Origin of the sequence: Desulfobacula sp. (genome assembly GCF_030145145.1) — a bacterium.
Classification (GTDB): domain Bacteria; phylum Desulfobacterota; class Desulfobacteria; order Desulfobacterales; family Desulfobacteraceae; genus Desulfobacula.
Genome location: NZ_JAQYWD010000007.1, coordinates 1 through 20578, shown reverse-complemented (window position 1 = coordinate 20578; position 20578 = coordinate 1). Strand labels below are relative to the sequence as shown.

Annotated in this window: 17 protein-coding genes; 7 read left to right on the top strand and 10 right to left on the bottom strand. The window is 44.1% G+C overall.

The features are described from left to right. Positions 1-2: 2 nt before the first annotated feature. The gene (locus Q1Q15_RS05090; RefSeq protein WP_300457336.1) at positions 3-4220 is read left to right on the top strand and encodes an acyl-CoA dehydratase activase; all 4218 of its coding nucleotides are present in this window, start codon (positions 3-5) and stop codon (positions 4218-4220) included. Here the strand turns inward: Q1Q15_RS05090 and Q1Q15_RS05085 are convergent. The 6 genes from Q1Q15_RS05085 to Q1Q15_RS05060 form a co-directional block, all read right to left on the bottom strand. After that, positions 4190-5014: a hypothetical protein gene (locus Q1Q15_RS05085; RefSeq protein WP_300457335.1), complete on the bottom strand. Its 825-nt coding sequence runs from the start codon at positions 5012-5014 to the stop codon at positions 4190-4192. The genes Q1Q15_RS05090 and Q1Q15_RS05085 overlap by 31 nt on opposite strands. A 4-nt stretch (positions 5015-5018) precedes the next feature. Continuing rightward, the gene (locus Q1Q15_RS05080) at positions 5019-7460 is read right to left on the bottom strand and encodes a DNA internalization-related competence protein ComEC/Rec2 (protein WP_300457334.1); all 2442 of its coding nucleotides are present in this window, start codon (positions 7458-7460) and stop codon (positions 5019-5021) included. Positions 7461-7486: 26 nt separating this feature from the next. Next, the gene (gene murA, locus Q1Q15_RS05075) at positions 7487-8740 is read right to left on the bottom strand and encodes a UDP-N-acetylglucosamine 1-carboxyvinyltransferase (RefSeq protein ID WP_300457333.1); all 1254 of its coding nucleotides are present in this window, start codon (positions 8738-8740) and stop codon (positions 7487-7489) included. A gap of 248 nt (positions 8741-8988) precedes the next feature. After that, positions 8989-9114, bottom strand: a complete 126-nt coding sequence (locus tag Q1Q15_RS05070) for a hypothetical protein (RefSeq protein ID WP_300457331.1) — start codon at positions 9112-9114, stop codon at positions 8989-8991. After that, a complete protein-coding gene (cydB, locus tag Q1Q15_RS05065) occupies positions 9098-10117 on the bottom strand; it encodes a cytochrome d ubiquinol oxidase subunit II (RefSeq protein ID WP_300457329.1) in 1020 nt (339 codons plus the stop codon). Before cydB ends, Q1Q15_RS05070 begins: the two co-directional genes overlap by 17 nt. Next, entirely contained in the window at positions 10110-11516 is a 1407-nt protein-coding gene (locus tag Q1Q15_RS05060) for a cytochrome ubiquinol oxidase subunit I (RefSeq protein WP_300457327.1), read from the bottom strand. The genes cydB and Q1Q15_RS05060 overlap by 8 nt, the downstream gene beginning before the upstream one ends. Positions 11517-11868: 352 nt before the next feature. Here Q1Q15_RS05060 and Q1Q15_RS05055 point away from each other — a divergent pair, with 352 nt between their 5' ends. Beyond that, positions 11869-12195 (top strand): hypothetical protein, encoded by a 327-nt coding sequence (locus tag Q1Q15_RS05055; protein ID WP_300457325.1) that lies wholly within the window; start codon positions 11869-11871, stop codon positions 12193-12195. 63 nt (positions 12196-12258) lie between these two features. Continuing rightward, positions 12259-13404 (top strand): alcohol dehydrogenase family protein, encoded by a 1146-nt coding sequence (locus tag Q1Q15_RS05050; protein ID WP_300457323.1) that lies wholly within the window; start codon positions 12259-12261, stop codon positions 13402-13404. Positions 13405-13785: 381 nt separating this feature from the next. Here Q1Q15_RS05050 and Q1Q15_RS05045 read toward each other — a convergent pair whose 3' ends face one another. Then, a complete protein-coding gene (locus Q1Q15_RS05045) occupies positions 13786-14442 on the bottom strand; it encodes a septal ring lytic transglycosylase RlpA family protein (protein WP_300457321.1) in 657 nt (218 codons plus the stop codon). A gap of 15 nt (positions 14443-14457) precedes the next feature. Further along, positions 14458-14628 (bottom strand): hypothetical protein, encoded by a 171-nt coding sequence (locus tag Q1Q15_RS05040; RefSeq protein WP_300457319.1) that lies wholly within the window; start codon positions 14626-14628, stop codon positions 14458-14460. Between the two features lie 235 nt (positions 14629-14863). On the opposite strand from Q1Q15_RS05040, the gene Q1Q15_RS05035 reads away from it, so the two are divergent. Together Q1Q15_RS05035 and Q1Q15_RS05030 are read left to right on the top strand one after the other, a co-directional pair. Continuing rightward, positions 14864-15439 (top strand): MjaI family restriction endonuclease, encoded by a 576-nt coding sequence (locus Q1Q15_RS05035; protein ID WP_300457317.1) that lies wholly within the window; start codon positions 14864-14866, stop codon positions 15437-15439. A gap of 62 nt (positions 15440-15501) precedes the next feature. After that, the gene (locus Q1Q15_RS05030) at positions 15502-16281 is read left to right on the top strand and encodes an epoxyqueuosine reductase (RefSeq protein WP_300457316.1); all 780 of its coding nucleotides are present in this window, start codon (positions 15502-15504) and stop codon (positions 16279-16281) included. Between the two features lie 175 nt (positions 16282-16456). Here Q1Q15_RS05030 and Q1Q15_RS05025 read toward each other — a convergent pair whose 3' ends face one another. Both Q1Q15_RS05025 and Q1Q15_RS05020 read right to left on the bottom strand, forming a co-directional pair. Further along, positions 16457-16759, bottom strand: a complete 303-nt coding sequence (locus tag Q1Q15_RS05025) for a YciI family protein (RefSeq protein ID WP_300457315.1) — start codon at positions 16757-16759, stop codon at positions 16457-16459. A gap of 165 nt (positions 16760-16924) precedes the next feature. Further along, on the bottom strand, positions 16925-18829 hold the full coding sequence (locus Q1Q15_RS05020; RefSeq protein WP_300457314.1) for an adenylate/guanylate cyclase domain-containing protein: 1905 nt from the start codon (positions 18827-18829) through the stop codon (positions 16925-16927). A 567-nt stretch (positions 18830-19396) separates the two neighbouring features. Here Q1Q15_RS05020 and Q1Q15_RS05015 point away from each other — a divergent pair. Both Q1Q15_RS05015 and Q1Q15_RS05010 read left to right on the top strand, forming a co-directional pair. After that, positions 19397-19606, top strand: a complete 210-nt coding sequence (locus Q1Q15_RS05015; protein WP_300457313.1) for a hypothetical protein — start codon at positions 19397-19399, stop codon at positions 19604-19606. A 49-nt stretch (positions 19607-19655) separates the two neighbouring features. Then, the gene (locus Q1Q15_RS05010) at positions 19656-20279 is read left to right on the top strand and encodes a site-2 protease family protein (RefSeq protein WP_300457312.1); all 624 of its coding nucleotides are present in this window, start codon (positions 19656-19658) and stop codon (positions 20277-20279) included. The last annotated feature ends 299 nt before the right edge of the window (positions 20280-20578 follow it).

The following is a 20578-nucleotide window of genomic DNA, read 5'->3' as shown; positions in this document are numbered from 1 at the left end:
TCATGACATCTTCATTTCATATCCTCGGCATTGATGTCGGCTCCGTCTCAATCCATATGGTCGTGCTAACGGATAAAGGGACTCTGGTTCATACTGACACGTGTTCACATCATGGGGAAGTAAAACAATGCCTTTCAAAATTAATCGAAAAAATTGATATACAACAGATACACTATGTTGCCGTTACCGACGCAACGCCTTCTTTTGTCAATGCCACCCAGTCTTATGACGAACAATTAACCCTCATACGGGCTGCCCACTACTTTCATCCAACTTTTGATGCCATTTTAAACATTGGTGGTGAAAGATTCTCATTGAGTCGGTTTGATGGGGATCACACGTATAGTGGGACAAAACACAACACATCGTGTGCTGCCGGCACAGGCAGTTTCCTGGATCAACAGGCGCGAAGGTTAAACCTGCTGGGCGGCTCCCGGGAACTCAGCAAAAAAGCCCGTTTAAACACAAAAAAAATTCCAGATATTGCCACCCGGTGTGCCGTGTTTGCCAAGACAGATCTTATCCATGCCCAACAGGAAGGATATGACGTTGAACAAATCTGTGATGGCCTGTGTTATGGCCTGGCAAAGAACATTTCCAACACCCTTTTTAATGATAGACCTGTGGGCAAAAAAATTCTTTTTTGCGGTGGTGTCTCTCAAAACCTGTCGGTTAAAACCCATCTGGAAGACATTACCGGTCATGGATTTACCATTGATGCAAACGCCATTTATTATAGTGCCACTGGTGCGGCACTCTGCCTTTTGGATGACCAGGTCAACCAGAAAAAAATGATGAAACAAAAATACCGGTCTATAGGTGACTTTTTTATTTTTTCAAAAAAAGACCCCATCCTTTTATCTCCGAAACTTGAACTTTTACTGTCTGAATATCCTGATTTTATCTACTTTTCCTCGTCTGTTGATGACGGTGTGGAAATGGATATTTATCAAAATCCAGCAGACATACGGATCATACACGGATATCTGGGATTGGATGTCGGATCCACCAGTACCAAAAGCATCCTCATTAATCAGGATGGGATACCCATTGCCGGATTTTATACAAAAACAGCCTCACAACCGGTTAAGGCGATTCAAAAAATTTTTAAAGCCTATGATCAATTTCTAAAAACATATGGGATTGACATGACCATTCAAGGGTGTGGAACCACAGGGTCCGGTCGAAGAATCGGTGGTAAAATTATCGGTGCGGATATTGAACCCGATGAAATTACTGCCCATGCCACAGCAGCCGTTAATTTAAACGGGGCCGTAGACACCATTATCGAAATCGGAGGACAGGATGCCAAGTTCACCCTGCTCAAAGACGGCCGGGTCACTTCCGCTTTCATGAATACCGTGTGTGCTGCAGGAACGGGCAGTTTTATCGAAGAGCAGGCCCTGAAACTTGAGTGTCCGCTGTCCGAGTATTCCCAGCGCACCGAAGGGGTGGCATCGCCTGTTGCCAGTGACAGGTGTACTGTTTTCATGGAAAGGGATATTAATTATTATTTTGCCCAGGGATATCAGAAAAATGAAATCCTGGCCTCGGTTTTACACTCTGTGAGGGACAATTATCTGACAAAAGTCGCCAATATCGCCAAAATAGGCAATTGCATTCTTTTCCAGGGGGCAACCGCCAAAAACAAGGCCCTTGTGGCAGCATTTGAACAACGGTTAAAAAAGCCCATTAATGTCTCCAAGTACTGTCATCTGACAGGTGCCCTTGGCGTGGCCCTGCTATTAAAAGAAAAACATCTCCGGGTTTCGAAGTTTAGAGGGTTCAAACTGTGGAAACAAGAGATCCCCATCCGCCAGGAAACCTGTCATCTGTGCACCAATCACTGCAAACTCACCATTGCGGAAATGGGAGATGAAACCGTTGCCTATGGATTTTTATGTGGCAGGGATTATGAGACCAAAAAAATGATGGCAAAGGAAAACACCTATAATCTATTGAAATTAAGGAAAAAAGCCCTTCCAGAAACCCCTTCCCCCATCATCAAAAAACATCAGTTTGTCATGGGAATCCCCAAGGCACTCCATCTGTTTGAAGACACCGATTTCTGGGTTCATTTTTTCTCCAGACTGGGCATTAAAACCGTCACCAGTTCTTCGCTGGTGCATCCGGTAAAATTCGGAAAAAATTTTGCAACCGCTGAATTCTGCGCCCCCATGGTATCCTTGCATGGTCATGTGATGTATCTGATGGATAAAGCAGATTATGTTTTCCTGCCCTTCTATTTTGAAGAAAAACCAAAAGGGAAAAACCGCCGCCGACAACAGTGTTACTATACGCAGTTCAGTCCATCGGTGATCGCCTGCCTGCCGGATATTGATAGAAAAAAAATCCTGTCGCCGATCATCAAATACCTGTACACCAATTTTCATACCAAACTGGAATTATACAAAGCCTTAAAAACCATTTCTTCTGACTTTTTGTTTTCATTTTTCGACATTTCAACTGCATATGATAGTGCTGTGGACTTTAAAGAAAAGACACAATTAAACCAAAAAGCGATATATCAGCAATATCAATCCCGGGGCAAGGATATCAATGTTGTCTTTTTGGGAAGACCCTACACGATTTTAACCCGAACCATGAACAACAATATCCCGGAAATTTTTGAAAATTTAGGGGTAAAAACGGCTTTCCAGGATATGCTTGATGTGGAAAATCATGATTTTTCAGCAATCGATCCATTATTAAAAGAGATCCATTGGAAAAATACCGCCCAGATTCTCAAGGCCGCGTATATAGCAGCAACGTGTGATCATCTGTATCCGGTTTATATCAGTTCATTTAAATGTGCACCCGATTCCTTCGGGATTGAGTATTTCAAACAAATAATGGAAAGGCACAATAAGCCTTATCTTGTATTAGAACTGGACGAACATGATTCCAGTGTGGGGTATGAGACCCGAGTTGAAGCGGCCGTAAACGCATTTAAAAATCATGACAAATCCATACCAACCATCATTTCTGGTGATATGTCGCCTCTCCATCCAAAATTTTCATCAAAAATCAACAATAAAACCATTATTTATCCAAACTGGGATTCGTATACCGGCAGCCTGCTTGTATCTGTATTAAAGAATGAAGGATTTGATGCCATTTTAATGGAAGAGACCCAGGAAACCTTGAAAAAAAGCATACTGACCAACACGGGTCAATGTCTTCCGCTAAATGCCCTGGCCGCCGGATTTATTCACACGGTTGAAAAAAACAAGCTTGACCCGTCCCAGTGTGTGTTACGCTTAAATCATTCGGAAATTGCCTGCAATATTAAGATGTATCCCTATCACATCAAAAAAATTCTTGAAAAAAATGGGAATGGATTTGAAACCTCTGAAATCCAGAAAGGCGAGCTGTCATTGTCTGATATCTCTCTTCGCGCATCCGTCAATGGATATTTTTCCTATATGTTTGGCGGGTTGTTAAGAAGCATTGGCTGCAAAATCAGACCCTATGAAATTCACAAGGGAAAAACAGATCAGGCACTTCAAACCGCATTAAACATTTTGTGCACTGCCTTTGAAAAAGGAACATCCAAAGAGACGGCATTAAAAAGTGCCATTGCACTGTTTTCAGACATTGAAACCAGAACGGAGTCACGGCCTAAAGTGGGCATTTTCGGTGACCTGTATGTCAGGGATAATCCCATAATGAATCAGGATCTGGTACGCTATATTGAAGACAATGGAGGGGAAGTCATTACCACGCCCTACTACAAATATGTCAAAATCATTGCAGATGCTTATTTTAAGAAATGGTTTACGGAAGGCAGATACTTCAGCCTGATTTCAAACAAATCTTTGTTTGTGGCCATGCAGGCCATGGAAAAAAAATATTATAAATATTTTGAACCCATTTTGAGCAAATCTGCGTTTGAAGTAAAGGCTTCGCCGAAGCATATCCTTTCCGAATACGGCATTCTTCGGGAACATACGGGCGAATCAATGGATAATATTTTAAAAATTCACCATATCATCAATGAATATCCTGATTTAAACTTGCTGGTTCAAACCAATCCGGCCTTCTGTTGTGCAGGACTTATTACCGAAGCCATGGCCCAGAAAATTGAATCCAAAATTAACATCCCCATTGTCAGCATCACCTACGACGTTTCCGGGGGGAATAAGAACAAGGTCATCCTCCCGTTTCTCAAAAATTCAGGGAAAAAGCCCTATTCCCATAACCTGAAAGTATCTGTCTGACGTTCCCCGGGAAGAAAGGATTTGAGGTCCGGATAGGTGTCTGCAAACACGTTTTGAAAATCGATTCGTTTGGTATTGAACCGGTTGTGACTGTCTATTGCCCTGCGATACCGCAAATAGTATTCGTCATAGTTTTTAAGATGCTCCAGGCTTTTATACTCGGTAATATTATAAAAATTGACATAGGTATATTTCAATACGTCTGCAAAACGATCCAGATAGTTTTGCAGACTTTTATAATGCTGGATAACATTTCTGTTCGTATAAAAGTTTCGAAGTGTTAATACCCACTCAAGATTTCTTCCGATAAAAAACGTTTCATGATCCGATGAATAGGTCACCATTTGTTTGATGGCTTCCTGATTGATCTTCAAGAGATTTATCACGTGTTCGACAAATTCAAATGTCGATTTAATTTCATGGGCCCTGGATTCAATTTTCGTTAAATTTTCCAGTATGCCCAACTCATGATCCAGTTTCATGGTTGTTGTTTTTAACTGATCACTGAGATGGATCATTTGTCGTATCTCGGGCATCTGATGGGCATAGTGATGCCTGTTCACCCCCTTTGAATACAAAAAAAGCTCCCCCCCTGTCACCGCACAAAAAGTGACGATAAAAAACATAAAAAATTTGACACCGGATTCTTTACGGGATTTAAAAATAAAATAGGGGGTTGTGACAGGGGCAAGCAAAACTGCAAGGGCCCACCATCGGGGTTGTTTTAGTTGATAACAGTCATAGAGCATTAATGCAGCAAGGAGTGTCACATAAGGAAAATATATATAATACACGTTATCAAATACCTTTATTGGTTTTTATATCATACTGTTTACCATCACTTGATATGAAGATTGCCCCGTCCTCATCCGTTCGAAAAATATGTATTCCCATTTCAGTATATCTTTTCAAAACCGTTGCATGGGGGAATCCATATCGATTGCGCCAACCGCAGGATATTATTACACTCTTAGGCTGTACTTTATCAAGAAAAAATTGCGTGCTGGACGTGGCACTGCCATGATGGGGTGACAACAATATATCCGCATTAAGATCAAGCCGCCTGGCAGCACTTAAACTTGTTTCCCGGGCAGATGAGATATCCCCGGGAAACAACATTGAGAACCCATTGTAAATTAGCTTGAAAACAAGCGACCGGTTGTTAAAATCCACTAAATTTGTCTCTTCGGGTAACACAAAAAACATCAGCCGAGTGTCACCCAAATCCAGGGATCTTCCCTGGGTGAATGGCGTGAATATCTTAATATTCTTATTTTTACAGGTTTGAATCAAGGTCTCGTAATTTTTTGTATCTCGCTTGTCTGAGTTTTTGATCAAGGTTTTCACCTGAAAATTCTGTAAAATAAAAACAAGTCCGTTTAAATGATCAGACTCGGGATGGGTTAAAATAACAGAGTCCAGGGCCTGTATTTTTTTCCCCCATAAAAAAGGGGCAATGATATATCGCCCCGTATCAAAGGAGGAGAGATCGGAAAATCCGCCACCATCCACTAACATGTTTTTACCGCCCGGGGTTTGAATAAGGGCACTGTTGCCCTGCCCCACATCAATGACGGTAATGGTTAAATGGGGGTCTGGTATTTTGTTAAACCCGTTATGGAAAACCGTCCCTATCCCCCAGAGAACCGCTAAAGCCAGCAGGACTGCCGGTTGTTTTCGATACCCTTTTAAGATAAAATAGACGGCGGTAAAAACCAGGTAAATTACGGCCATATCGCCCCATTGCAGTGGAAAGGTTCTTGACCATGAACAGGGAATGGACACAAGCATTTCAGCCATCAGGATCGAGAATGAAATCAGCAGACTGCACCCCTGGATAATACCGATGGCCAGGGAAGGAAGACAGGAAAAACACACCAGGGAAAGAAGTCCCAGGGGCAATACAACACATCCGATAATGGGGATACATATAAAATTTGATACCAGTGAAATGGTGGATACCATATTAAAATAGTGTGCGGTCAAAGGGCAGGTTCCCAACCCGGCAAAAAAGGTCACGCATCCCATTAACCCCATTCTGGCCAATAATTTTTTTTTAACCATAAAGGAAGTATTTTTTACCAGGGAAAGCCCGCCAATAATAAAGACAACAGCAATAAATGACAATTGAAAAGAGATGGAAAAAAGCGCTGGCGCATCCAGGATTAATATGAGAGTTCCTGCAGCAGAAAGGCTTGAAAGGATATCTCGTTCTCGTTCAGAAACAAATGAAAACAGCAGGACCATCATCATTAAAAAGGCCCGCTGGGTGGAGGGTGAAAATCCAGAAAAAACAGCATACCCCATTAATGGAGCAAGGGTGACTATCCCTGCAAGTTTTTTGGCTCGTCCTGCAATCAATACCCCCGGCAGCAGGGAAAACAGTCGATAAAAAAAATAAAAGAACAGGGTGCCGACAATGGACAGATGAAGCCCTGAAATGGCGAAAAGATGGCTTATGCCCGCCTTTGAAAACAAATCCCGAATGTCCCCGGAAAGGGCTTCTTTCTTTCCGGTAATCAGTGAGGCCAGGATGTTACCTGCGGTTGAACCGTTGGTATGCGTCATGATAAAATAATAATATTGGGTTCTGAGACGTTCTATTTGCCGGATCACGTGTGAAAAAAAGCCGGTTTGACCCGTTCGTGGCAGGATGATTGTTTTTTTCAGGTTTGTATAGCCGGTACCATAGATGGATTTCAGTCTTAAAAATCTTTCATAATCAAATGCCCCGGGATTCTGAAAATTTCGAACCGGATGAATGGCGGATCTAAACAGGATCATATCGCCAAATTCCGGACCATTTTCAGTGTTTCCGTAAAGGCTCAGACTGATTTTGCCCGTGACCCTTTTGGGCCCATGATTTTTTGTCTCCAGGGTGCAACAAAGAAGGGTAATTCTGGATTTTTTTTCATAATGGGTTGCAAAGGAAACCACTCGGCCGGTTATACTGACTTTTTCTGATGTCAGAAAATGGGAGATATGATGAGCAGGCAAATCCGGGAATAACCGGATCTGAATGGACAGAAACCCCAAACAGAAAATCAAACCAAGAAGACAAGGGAACACCAGTCGGTTATGGAAATAGAACACCAGGCAGGTCAAGACAGATAACAGGAAAACCACCGGAAAAATTTCCCCTTTATGTTCCAGGGAACCGTTTCCGGCTAGAATTCCCGCTATCAGTGCAAGAAAAACGAAAAACAGTGCCGGTTTTAAAGATTTTAAAAATCCGGTCACATTATCTCACCCTGGTATTTTAGGTTTTAATGAATCCGTTTGATGTCCGCTCCCAGCATTGAGAATTTTTTCTCAATGGCTTCATACCCTCGGTCCATATGATAAACCCTTGAAATAACGGTGGTTCCCTCTGCCACTAAACCGGCAATAACAAGGGAAGCGCTGGCCCTTAAATCTGATGCCATAACCGGCGCAGCCTGAAGCTTTTTAACTCCCCTGACCATGGCAAGATTACCGTTTGATATGGAGATATCCGCCCCCATTCGAAGCAATTCATTGGCATGAACAAACCGATTCTCAAAGATGGCTTCATGGATCATGCTGCTGCCGCTGGCAATGGTCATCAAGGTCATGAATTGTGCCTGCATATCGGTGGGAAATCCGGGGTATGGCAGTGTTTTAATATCAACGCTTTTAATGGGCCCTGTCCCCTTCACCCGGAGGCTGTCCGGAAAGGTTTCAATGATGGTGCCGGCGGCCTTGAGCTTGTTGATGATCCCCCCAATGTGATCGGGGTTACACCCTTTGATAAGAATATCCCCACCCGTTGCTGCCGCGGCAACCATGAAGGTGCCGGTTTCAATCCGGTCCGGAATAATGCGGATATCGACCGGAGAAAGCGCTTTCACCCCTTCTATGTTAATAATGGACGTCCCTGCCCCATTCACCCGGGCCCCCATTTGATTCAACGCATTGGCAAGGCAGACAATCTCCGGTTCCCGGGCCGCATTGCGCAATACAGTGGTCCCTTTTGCCAGGGTTGCCGCCATCATTAAGTTTTCCGTACCGGTTACAGTGGGCATATCAAAATAGATCTCATTGCCCACTAACCGGCTTGCTTTGGCTTCAATATAGCCATGGTCGATACTGATACTGGCACCCAATGCTTCAAGGCCTGACAGATGCATATTCACCGGTCGAGCACCAATGGCACATCCCCCGGGCAATGACACTTTTGCATGACCGAATCTGGCAACAAGGGGTCCCAGTACCAGAATGGAAGCACGCATTTTTCGAACCAGATCATATTCAGCTTCAATTTTGTTGATGCGCGCCCCATCCACTTCAAGACACCCCGTTGATGTCTTGCACTCAGCACCCAGGTCCTCCAGAAGGAGCCGAATACTTGTGATATCCATCAAATTGGGGACATTGGTAAAACAGGTTTTCCCCTTCACTAAAATACTAGATGCAATCAAAGGAAGGGCTGCATTTTTAGCCCCGCTGATCATCACTTCTCCATGAAGCTGTCTTTCGCCGGTGATTTGAATCTTATCCATAAGTTGATATTAACTTTGCCGTGATTAAAAAAAGTTTTGGTTGGAACCGTTTGTAAATGAGTGACGTTGACACCACAATTCAGGCACAATCGTAACTGACAAAAAACAAACGCCGCTATTGGGTTCAACCTGTCTTTTTACAGTTTTTAGCAAAAAAATTCAAGAATTATTTATTGTGAAACGTCCCCAGCACCAATCAATTTTTTTTTAAAAACCCTTTCCAAGGCTTACTTTAACGCGCCTATAACTTATGAATTACCCAGCCGGATGATCCAGCGGATAAGTTTTGCCAGCAGGGCAACCGACAGCAGACCACAGCACCAGAGCGCCACAAACCAAAGCCATTGTTTGACCGTATCAGTAGCTTGTTTCACTGGAACTTTTACCCCTGAATATCCAGTAACAATAACCGGTGTAGGCAAGAACAACCGGCAGCATGATCACCGCCCCCACCAGCAGGAGAGACTGCGATTCAGGGGCTGCAGCGGCCTCCCGAAAGGTGATGCTGTTGGGCACCAGCAAGGGCCATGTGCTCACACCAATACCGATGTAATTCATCAGGAAAATTCCCTGGGTAAGAAAAAACGGCCGATACTCGTTATCTCTGTGCAGATCCCGCCACAGAATCACAAGCATGATGCCACACGCCACCGGCATGATCCCGAGATAAATGAAATTGGGCAGACTAAACCACAACGCCTTTATGCGCGCATCCATCAAAGGCATGCAAAGACTTACCAGGCCCATGAAAAATGCAACATGACCAAACAGGTAACCCGTACATTTCCGGGCCCATTTCTGGGTCACATCTTCAGTTTTCATGATCAGCCAGGTCGCCCCGAGAAGCGCATAACCCGCCACCAGTGCAATGCCGGTCATGACACTGAACGCATTCAACCAGTCAAAGGGGCCGCCACTAAAACTTCTGCCGGTAACACTAATCCCTTGTACAAATGCACCAAGAATCATTCCCTGGGTCAAGGTCGCAACAAGTGAACCCAAGTGAAAAATATAACCCCAATACTTTTTTGATCGCTTTTTGGCCTTGAACCTGAATTCAAAAGATACCCCCCTTAATATCAACCCAAGAAGCATCAGAATAACCGGTATATAAAACGCCGGCATCAAGATGGCGTAAGCAAGGGGAAAGGCAGCAAAAAGGCCGCCACCGCCCAGTACAAGCCATGTCTCATTACCATCCCAGAAAGGAGCAATAGAGCCCATCATGCGATCCTGACATTTTTCAGACGGGGCAAAGGGGAACAGGATGCCGATACCCAGATCAAATCCATCCAGCAGCACATATAAAAAAATGGCCGTACCAATCAGGCCATACCAGATAAGGGGCAAATCAATGAACCCGGCAAAACTAAACATGATCTCCTCCTGATTCCATTACGACATCCGAAACAATGGGAGGACGCTTCACACCATGCCCCCCGTAAGGTATTTCCGGTTCTGCGCCCGGCCCTTTAAGGACAAGACGAATGATATAATAAAGTCCTGCCCCAAAGATCCCCAAATAAATAATAATAAATGCGGCCAGAGAAAGGGCGACATGGATCCCCGCCACCGGGGATATCGATTCAGAGGTTAACAATGTATTGAAAACCAGATACGGCTGACGGCCTATTTCCGTTACAAACCATCCTGACAGCACCGCGATAAAACCGGCCGGTGTCAGCAGCATGCACCAGCATTGAAACCACCGTGAATCAAACAGGCGTTTTTTCCCATACAACACGGCAGCTAAAACACCGGTCAAAATCATCATCATGCCCACACCGACCATGATCCTGAACGACCAGAAAACAGGGGCCACAGGGGGTCTTTTCTCTTTTGGCCACGCTTTCAGTCCTTTGACCTCCCCGTCCAGGCGATGGGTAAGAATAAGGCTGGACAGTTTCGGAATTTCAATGGCGAACCGTGTGGTTTCCATCTGTTCATCCGGCCAGCCAAAAAGGGTCAACGGCGCACCCTTTTGCGTCTCCCAAAGGCCTTCCATGGCAGCCACCTTTACCGGCTGTTCCTGAAACGTGTTTAACCCATGAAGGTCTCCAAAAAAAAGTTGGAGTGGCGCAACAAATACCGCCATAAGCATTGCCATGCCGAACATGACCGTTGCATGACGGGTAAACTGACGGCGGAACAGGTAAAAAGCACCGATCCCCCCCACCACAAAGGCCGTTGTCAGGTAGGCAGCGGTCACCATATGAATGATGCGAAAGGGAAATGACGGATTAAAAATAATGGCCAGCCAGTTGGTCGGATAATACAGGCCGTCTGCTCCCGTAAAAAATCCCTGGGGCGTCTGCATCCAGGAATTTGCGGCCAGAATCCAGAACGCAGAAACCAGGGTTCCTGATGCAACAACAACCGTGGCCGTGAAATGCATTTTTGGACTGACACGGTTCCATCCAAACAGCATAATACCCAAAAAAGAAGCTTCCAGGAAAAAAGCGGTCAGCACCTCAAACCCCAGAAGGGGACCCAGCACATTGCCGACTTTATCGGCAAAGACGGACCAGTTTGTACCAAACTGATAGGAGAGCACAACCCCGGATACAACCCCCATACCAAATGTAACCGCAAATATTTTCACCCACATCCGGTAGACGTCCCTGTAAACCTCATTGCCGGTTTTCAGCCATCGCCATTCAACAACAGCCAGCCAGCTTGCAAGCCCTATGGTAAAAGACGGAAACAGGATGTGAAATGATATGGTAAAAGCGAACTGAAGTCTAGCCAACATCACTGGATCCAAGTGTATTATCATTTTATTTCCTTTACTTGATCTTTTTACGGATAGTTTATAATTCAACTTTCGGACGTTAGCTTTAATCGCCGGGGTCAGGCTTTTTTTATGGTGCTTTTTATCACTATTTCATAACCAGACGGGTAAAAAGTGCCATAAAGAAAGCCTGACCCCATGTAAAAATGACCAACTCCGAAAGTTGAGTTTATAAGAAAGAATACAATCCAGGCAACGATCTGTCAACTCATGGAAAGACGTCATACGCATTTGTTTTTGTCTGGGTGGACAAATACGGGTCCCGGTAACGTTGCAAATCAAAATTTAATTCATATATTAAAGCTTTACAAACACTGACTTTTAATTGGGGGATAAAATGAAAGACACATGGACATATAAAAATCATGAGATCCAAGAAGGCCTGAAGCCTGGAAGTAAAACGTTTCGCTATTTTTTTAAGATTCTCGAAAGTGGTGAGAAAAAATGTAATTATTGTATCTGGATTACGGATGACGCTCTTGACCAATTCGATCCGTCCAAAAAATTCGATACGATAATCGCTTCCCGCAAAGCCGCCTGGCACCAGTGGGTAAAGGGAAAAATTGACGAAGGCGATTTTCGAAATCGAGCCTTGAAAATTGAAAAACAGGGCCAAGTGGAGATCAATCTGTCGGATATGTCGGATCATATCACACCTGACTAAGAAACGATAAAGACCGGGATATCAATGGCAAAAGATGAAAAAATGATGGGAGCAAACTCAACTATGTCACACAAAAATCGTTTTGATATCAAAAATCATCAAGTCACCATGAAAGCGATTGTCACAACCGGTAACGGTGGATATGAAAAACTTGAGTACCGGGATGTCCCTTTACCGAAGCTCAATACCGGGGAGGTTCTTCTGCAGGTTCTCGCTGCCGGGATCAATAATACGGAAATCAATACCCGTCTGGGATGGTACTCGTCCAAAGTCACCACGAGTACAGATGCGCTCACAGCAAAAGAAAAAGAAATGCAGGAAGCAAGCGTCCAGGGAGATGGTGGCTGGAATGAGGCAACACCGTTCCCGTTTATTCAGGGAACAGATTGTTGTGGCCGCGTGATCGCAGTCGCACCAGGAACAGATGAGAATATTATCGGTTCAAGAGTGCTTGTAAGAGCTTGTATTCGAAGTATAGACTGGACTTCACTGGAAAATATATGGATGGCTTCTGATTTTGACGGTGCGTTTGCACAATTTGTAAAAGTACCTGCAACCGAAGTTTTTCCCGTGGATTGTGGGTGGAGCGATGCCGAGCTCGGAACCATACCCTGTGCATATGGTACCGCTGAAAACATGCTCCATCGTGCAAAGGTGAAAAAAGATGAGCATGTCTTGATAGCCGGGGCTTCAGGTGGGGTCGGATCCGCAGCGGTGCAGCTTGCAAAACGGCGCGGGGCATTTGTCACTGCCATTGCCGGAGAGACAAAGCTTGAAAAAGTACAGGCGATTGGTGCCGACAACGTCATTGCACGTGACAGGAATATTGTGAAATTTCTGGGGGAAAAATCAGTAGATGTGGTTGTGGACAACGTCGCAGGGAAAAACTTTGGCTGGATGCTAAAAGTGTTGAAACGCGGCGGACGGTTCGTATCCTCGGGTGCAATTGCCGGCCCGTTAGTGGCACTTGATATGCGGGATTTCTATTTAAAGGATCTGACATTGATTGGTTGCACCGCATGGGATGAGCCGGTTTTTCCCAATCTTGTTTCCTATATTGAAAACAATGAAATCAACCCCTTATTGGCAAAAACCTATCCATTAAATCAAATTGTTGATGCGCAGAAAGAATTTATTCAAAAAAAGCATGTGGGAAAATTTGTATTAATTCCACCATCAATTTCAGATTTAGATCAATTTCGGCGCTAATGAACGATCAATGGACTTATCTGTGAAAAAAATTTCAAAGGTATGGTGTGCTGTTTTCGGTCGCGTTAAAATGATCCCGCATGATGACCCTGAGTTGACATCTGAAACCTGGTGTATATTACAGCCATGCATGACGTTTAGAACTGCTTCCAAATAGATCATTATCAGTCAACCCCTTTCAACCTTTTGGGTTTATTTGTTAGGTGTATTGACCGTTTGTGTCGGCCTTTATTTTCTTCAGATTCAACAGACCGAAATCTCCCGGTTTTATTGATCTTCTGGATGATCTATATCGCAGTGGTCGTGGCAAACCTTGTTAAGGATTATTCGATACCGTCCCTATAAAAAGTTGACGATCTATCTATGACCTTTGTACGGCATTTAGATTTCTACAGTTTCGACTTTCACCCTGGCTGTCCCTTGACTGTAAAAGCCAAGTTTTTTTGCAGCACCAGCACTAAGATCGATTATTCGATTGCCATAAAAAGGCCCACGATCATTAACCCTGACGATTATGGAACGATTATTCGCAAGATTTGTGACCTTAACATGAATTGGCAGGGGCAGGTGCTTGTGTGCCGCTGTTGGTTTTCCGGGGTCAAACGCTTCACCATTAGCCGTCATATGTCCATCTTTCTGACGTAACGTTTCGTTGCCATACCATGAAGCGGTTCCAATTTCTTGATATGTCGCAGCTTTTGCTACAGACATAGGCACATAGTGTTTCCCTTTTACCACATAAGGAGAGTTTTTCACTCTGCCCTGCCTGACGGCTTCCTTTGGAGATAACCCATCAATACTCTCAATATCTGATGTCATAGGCCATTCCAATGGTGCTGAAATAACATTAAATGTAAATGTACCCATTTTATATGACATTTTCAATGTCCCGATCCCTAATTTTGTAACAAATTTGGCTGTATCATAGGTCGCAGCGACAGTGCCCTTTGTGATGTTATACGTCGTAGTCAAGGTGGCGCATGAAATTAAACCTGTTCCCAACAGAGCACAAAGAATTCGTATTTTTAAATTTTTCATTTGATACCGGCAATATCATCCCGACTGTTTCAAAAAACCATCCAGCGCGTCAATCAACGTTCCAGTAACATCCGTTCCATTTTCTTTGGCATATCTTTCAATTCGATCCATAAGCTGACAAGCTAACTCAATGGATAACGTTTGAGTGGGATCTGAACATTCATTGCTTACGGTTTCTTCTGTCATCGTGTTCCTTTGCTGAAATTGTTGTTCCAAATGGTTTCATGTTTGCTATTTTTATGCAAGAAAAATGAAAGTGTGTGCCCCGGGCTCCCTTGTATAAAATCCAGACACCGGTGGTTTTCGGAGAGAGTTATCATTGGGGCTGCTACGTCATAAGTTGACTTAAACGGCCTTGGTTGATAAACTTGAGATGGACAAAATCTCAAATCAATGCGAAAAGACCATTAGGGATTGGATTATGATCAGGATCAAACGGGAAGAGTTGAGGGGAAAACAGATGGGGGAAGTCTTTGATTTCCCTGAATTCACGGGTGAGTTAATTCAGCTCGCCAACCGCAAAGCCAACGGTACCAGCAGAAAAGTGATAGGCAAGACCGCCGAAATGATCGATCGGTTTGACGGAAGAAGCTACAAGGAGTGGGAAGACTGGTACGAGGCCGAACGACCTGGGGCCATTGATCAGACCACGGACAAAATATTAGAGACCGTGGAAAAGATGGCCCGGGTGCTGGAAAAACTGGATCGGGATATGATCAGGAAATGGGTGCTGGAATCTGTTTTGAAAAAAACATATGCCGCGTCCCGAGTCCAGGAAGTGGTCCTGATAAAGATAGCTGGCATCAAAAACGAACCCTGCCGCCTTCCGGACGAGGCTGAACAGGAGGCTGGAATAGATGGCTTTATCGGTGATCAGGCCTTTCGAATCCGTCCGGTATCCCACTATTTCAAGCCGCCGGTCGAGCCGTCTGATGACTGCGAGACCGTGTATTTCGAAAAGGTAAGGGGCGGGCTCAAAGTGTATTACGAAGCCTGAGCGACCCTGCCCGGATCAATCGATGAAGGTGTGTATCATCCGCACAGGGAGGGCAACATCGAATGGATTTTCGGTCCAATCTATCGGCATCCAACAGTATCATCAAAAAAGCGCAATCCTTTCCAGGTGTTCTTGCCGGAATCGCGGCTGCCGAAACCCTGAAACAGGCGCCTTCTTACCGCGCGAGGTCTTCCGTGGAATGGAAGACCGGAGCCATGTTCGAAACCCATGAATCCATCCCCTGGCCTGAGGACGCCAAATCTGTTCTGGTGCTGGTCTACGGCCATCCCTCGGGGGAGCCGGAGTTGGACTGGTGGGATGGAAAGGGGACCGAGGGAAACCGCGTTCTGATGAGGGTTGCCGAACAGATGCGCCAGTGGTTCGAGAGCACGCTGCACGCAAAGGCCGATCCCTTGCCCTACCATGTGGAAAACGGAGGGGTGTTTTTAAAGGACGCGGCAGTGCTGGCTGGCCTGGGTGTTATCGGCAGGAACAACCTTCTGGTCACCCCGGAACTCGGGCCGAGGGTGCGGTTAAGGGCTCTTTTTCTGAGCCTTGAACTGGTCCCCACCGGCCCCATCGACTGGTTTTCTCCCTGCGAGGGCTGCCCGTCCCTTTGCTGGAAGGCCTGTCCTCAGAAGGCTTTCGATACCGGAGCCTACAGCCGGATGGACTGCATACTCCAGATGGAGGAAAACCGCGCCAACGTGAAAAAAATTGACCAAAACAAACAGGACGGCAGGGCCGTGGAAGTAGTAAGCTACTGCCGGGCCTGTGAACTGGCATGCCCGGCGGGTCACTGGGAGGAACGCCCGGTCACCCGGTATTCCGCTAAGACATGAAACTTGTCAGGAAACAAGAAGCGCGGTTAAAGCATCCTTTCATCCTTCGGCAGCAGCCGTTTGCTAACCAGCGTTTATATCCCCCATATAGATCACATTTTTCCGAAATCCGAGGATACTGATTTTGATTAATCGGTTACTCCACAACAGTTTTATTCAGAAGCGATGGGACGGATTATTTTTTATCAAAAAGTGGCGGAACTTGAGCCCTTGTGATCTCTACTTTTTCCCAAACTTTCCCTAAGATATAGGGTTCAATATCCAGCCATTCTTTTTTAAGACTTTCTTCAGAATCAAACTCACAAACAATGACTGAACCAGCCATTTGCTCTTTCTCATTGAGTATCGCAGCAGCATAAAGCCATTTGCCATTGTCTGCCATCTCTTCAGCCCCTTTTAAATGGGCGTCCCTTGCAGCCATTCGTCTGTCCAATGCACCGTCATCTTTACCGTCATATCCTGTCACAATAAATTGCATACCTCAATGGTCTCCTTTTTTAACAACAAATTCTATCCGTAAAAATGATCAAGGCAAATCTATGCCATGCAAGGATTAATTGTCAATTGAATATTACGCTTCAAGTAATTTGAGATCCAGAAGGGACTTTGGTCACTATCATAAATTTTTTAAAATTTCTACCCTTCATTCTAAGGCAGCACAGTCTAAACTTAAACCTGCTTTGTTAAGGGCAGCACAAGCATTTTTCATATGAATCTTATCCTTAAAAGGCGCTGTCAATCGTTTAACGGAGAATTGGGGGTCGATTCTGAGTATCTCCTTTGCTGCCGCCTGGGCCTCTTCATCAAACCCACCCATGCTTGCAGATACAGCTAACATCAAATGGGCAAGCAGATCGTTGGGCTCTTGCCCTATTGCTTTTTTCAGCAATGCAACGGCTTCTTCATGCTGTCCGGATAACCGCAGAGCATGACCGAAGTGACGATAATATGTGTTTGGTGGCTTAGGGTTCAAGCGAAAAGCCAGTTTGAACAAAGGCATCGCTTCCTCCCACCTTCCATCGAAGTTCAGGATTGCAGCATAGATAATAATGACGTCAGGTGAATTAGGCTCTAAGTCAACCGCCTTTTTTCCAAGGCGCACGGCTTCATCATATTTGCGAATCATGACGAGGACATAAGCCATTCCAGCATAGGCTGAAGCTAAAGATTCATCCAGGGCAACAGCTTTTTCATAGGACTCCATGGCCAATTGAATAGATTCTTTTCGAGACTTGCTCATTCCCAGATACGCATCCAGTATGTGGGTCCGTCCCAAGATTCTATAGGCATATGCATAATCAGGTGCTATAGCAATAGCTTCCTTTGCAAGTTGCTGCGCCTTTGTATTACTTTCCCTGCTCCCCAGATAAGAGTAGTATTGAGCTTGTAGCGCCTTTAAATAGGCCTCTAAATTGTCAGTACCTTTTGAGCCAATACGGGCTTGTTGCCCCTCATCCAGTTCCACATGCAATTCTGTAATTATTTTTTTTGTAATCTCATCTTGAAGGGCGAAGATATTTTCAAAATTCCGATCATATTTCTCCGACCACAAGTGATGTCCGGTCTTTGCATCAATCAATTGAGCATTGATACGCACCTTATTACCTACTTTTCTGACACTTCCTTCAAGAACATATAGAACGCCTAAATCTCTACCGACCTCTTGCACTTTGACCGACTTGCCTTTGTACGTAAATGTTGAATTACGAGCAATCACAAACATTTTCGGCGTTTTTGAAAGCGCTGTAATAATGTCTTCAGTAATTCCATCACTAAAATATTCTTGTTCTTTGTCGCCGCTCATGTTGTCAAAGGGCAACACCGCAATGGACGGCTTATCAGGTAATGGGACTGCCATATTCTCTACAGATGCTGTTTCAAATTCCGGAGCCATCGCTTTATGAAAAACTTGGTATCCAACTAAAATCAAAACGATTGCTGCAACAATAACCGTCGCCCATACCCCCGGTTGTAATAGAGGCTTCGGATCATCACCAATTAATTTCCCGGCATCCTTGGAATCCATCAAAATTTTGTAAATCCTTACAGGTTGCTTAATATTCTTTACAGAATGTTCACCAATATATTCATAGCCAAATTTGAGTTTGTTTCTAACATGATCATAAGCACCTCTTGAGATACATACCCCCCCAGGATCGGCTAAACCTTCTATGCGGGCTGCAATATTGACACCTTCGCCGTAAAGGTTCTCGCCATCTTGGACCACATCACCAATATTCACCCCAATACGGAAATATAGCCGTTTATCATCCTGTAAATCGTCATTCATTTCTTTTAGTTTGTTCTGGATCTCCACGGAACATTGAACAGCATGTACGACACTGGAAAACTCTGCCAGCAAATTATCACCAGGCGCATCAACAACACGGCCGGAGTGTTGGTTGATGATTTCTGCCATGATGTTCCGGTACTTTTTCAATGTCTTGATCGTAGAAGATTCATCCTCTGTCATAAGGCGACTATAACCTTTGACATCGGCACTAAGGATGGCACTGAGTTTTCTTATAACTTCTTGTTCTGTGGTCATTTGATCTCCTCATGGGTCAGATTGACGGTTTACAGAACTTGATAAGTAGGAAGGATAAAAGAATAGGTTGAGTGTATAATTTAAAGCGATTACAATATCAAATCAGGGTGTGCTTTGGTTTTTAAGAATATACAAACTACTTATTGATGGGTCAAGAAATTCTTTGTATAATTTCTCATATGAATTCTTATCCAATACCTTGTGGGGCAAAGGGGGTAAATCCGGGGTGATCAAATTACATTATATAGACCATGACATTTGTCAGACATCATTTTCCCATAAAAAAATAACGAATAATTTTCTTTATCCATCAACACGAGGAAATCGACAGTAAACATCATATTTATAAATTCTCCCTAAGGACATTCCAATAAAGTGAAATTTTAGTTCTTAATTGTAATTTATCCTGTGCCCAGAAGGATATAAATTACTGTAATTATAGGGTATATTAATTTTAATTCAAATAGATGGCATAAATTTGATGATACAGGTCTCACTCTTGAAATGGAATATAACTTTCGCAGATAGCAAGTTAATGGCCAGAGTCGAAATTTAAAAACATTTTACTTGACCTTGTTGTTTCAAATATTTATTGTGTCTGCCGTTCTTGCTATCGCTGTTTCTGAATTTGATGTTCTTGCTGCTACTGGTGTTGTTAATATTGACCTTCTTGCTGCTGTTGATCCTGATGTTCTTAATGATGCTGATAAACTTGGGCTGGGTAGCTTGCTGCCTGGTCCATTTATCGGCAGGAAAATACTCGTCAGCGGGTTTTAGGTGATTGTTCGGAAACTACTTTTGATAACTGCTATCAAGGAGACTATCTATGGGCCTGCTCAATCTGTTGTTTAAAGATCCGATTGCGTTCATCCTCATTGCCATACCATTGATGTACGCCATCATTTTTCATGAGTTGGCACATGGTTGGGTAGCCTATCGCATGGGTGATTCTACAGCCAAATCTCTTGGTCGCTTAAGCCTCAATCCTCTCAAACACCTTGATCCTGTGGGCACCATCATGCTTTTTGTTTTCGGGTTTGGCTGGGCAAAACCGGTTCCGGTAAATTTCAACCAACTGCGTGACAAACGCAAGGGAATGATAGCCGTCTCTTCTGCGGGAATCATTGCCAACATGTTATTAGCATTTAGTGCTCTTTTCTTAGATCGCTTGCTGTCCCCTGCTCCGTCAGGTATGCTGACACTGCTTCTCTATTATTTTGCTAAAATCAACATAATCCTGGCCGCTTTTAATTTGATACCACTGCCACCTCTCGACGGGTCTAAAATCCTTATGGGTTTTGCATCTCCAAGCATTCAAAGCTATCTTTTCCGTTTTGAACGGTATGGATTTTTTATTATTATCGGGCTGCTTTATTTTGGTGTTCTAAATCCTGTAATTAACTTTTTTCAATGGATGATTCTATCGTTTATCAATCTGTTGTTACCCTAATTATATAGCCATCGTTTTGGAAAGGAATAAGGAACGGTCTACCTGTTGGTGGCTTTGGGGAAGTTGGTGTTTCTGCCCGTGGTAAAATAGATGGGGTAATGGCAGCACAAAAAACAATATTCTGCCGTCATGTTTTTATGACCTTTTAAGTAGTGCCTGAACGGAAACCCGTGTTTGGACGAAAAGTTGCCCATATGCAAGGCGTAAGAAACTCTGAAACCGGAGTGTACTAATGTACATGAGGATTTCAGAGTTTTGCAGCAACGCAGCAGATGGGTGAGTTTTCGTTCAAACACTAA

Coding starts and splice junctions, on each gene's coding strand:
- Q1Q15_RS05090 (WP_300457336.1), top strand. CDS start 3: ATGACATCTTCATTTCATATCCTCGGCATTGATGTCGGCTCCGTCTCA.
- murA (WP_300457333.1), bottom strand. CDS start 8,740: ATGGATAAGATTCAAATCACCGGCGAAAGACAGCTTCATGGAGAAGTG.
- cydB (WP_300457329.1), bottom strand. CDS start 10,117: ATGTTTAGTTTTGCCGGGTTCATTGATTTGCCCCTTATCTGGTATGGC.
- Q1Q15_RS05060 (WP_300457327.1), bottom strand. CDS start 11,516: ATGATAATACACTTGGATCCAGTGATGTTGGCTAGACTTCAGTTCGCT.
- Q1Q15_RS05055 (WP_300457325.1), top strand. CDS start 11,869: ATGAAAGACACATGGACATATAAAAATCATGAGATCCAAGAAGGCCTG.
- Q1Q15_RS05050 (WP_300457323.1), top strand. CDS start 12,259: ATGTCACACAAAAATCGTTTTGATATCAAAAATCATCAAGTCACCATG.
- Q1Q15_RS05045 (WP_300457321.1), bottom strand. CDS start 14,442: ATGAAAAATTTAAAAATACGAATTCTTTGTGCTCTGTTGGGAACAGGT.
- Q1Q15_RS05040 (WP_300457319.1), bottom strand. CDS start 14,628: ATGACAGAAGAAACCGTAAGCAATGAATGTTCAGATCCCACTCAAACG.
- Q1Q15_RS05035 (WP_300457317.1), top strand. CDS start 14,864: ATGATCAGGATCAAACGGGAAGAGTTGAGGGGAAAACAGATGGGGGAA.
- Q1Q15_RS05030 (WP_300457316.1), top strand. CDS start 15,502: ATGGATTTTCGGTCCAATCTATCGGCATCCAACAGTATCATCAAAAAA.
- Q1Q15_RS05025 (WP_300457315.1), bottom strand. CDS start 16,759: ATGCAATTTATTGTGACAGGATATGACGGTAAAGATGACGGTGCATTG.
- Q1Q15_RS05020 (WP_300457314.1), bottom strand. CDS start 18,829: ATGACCACAGAACAAGAAGTTATAAGAAAACTCAGTGCCATCCTTAGT.
- Q1Q15_RS05010 (WP_300457312.1), top strand. CDS start 19,656: ATGGGCCTGCTCAATCTGTTGTTTAAAGATCCGATTGCGTTCATCCTC.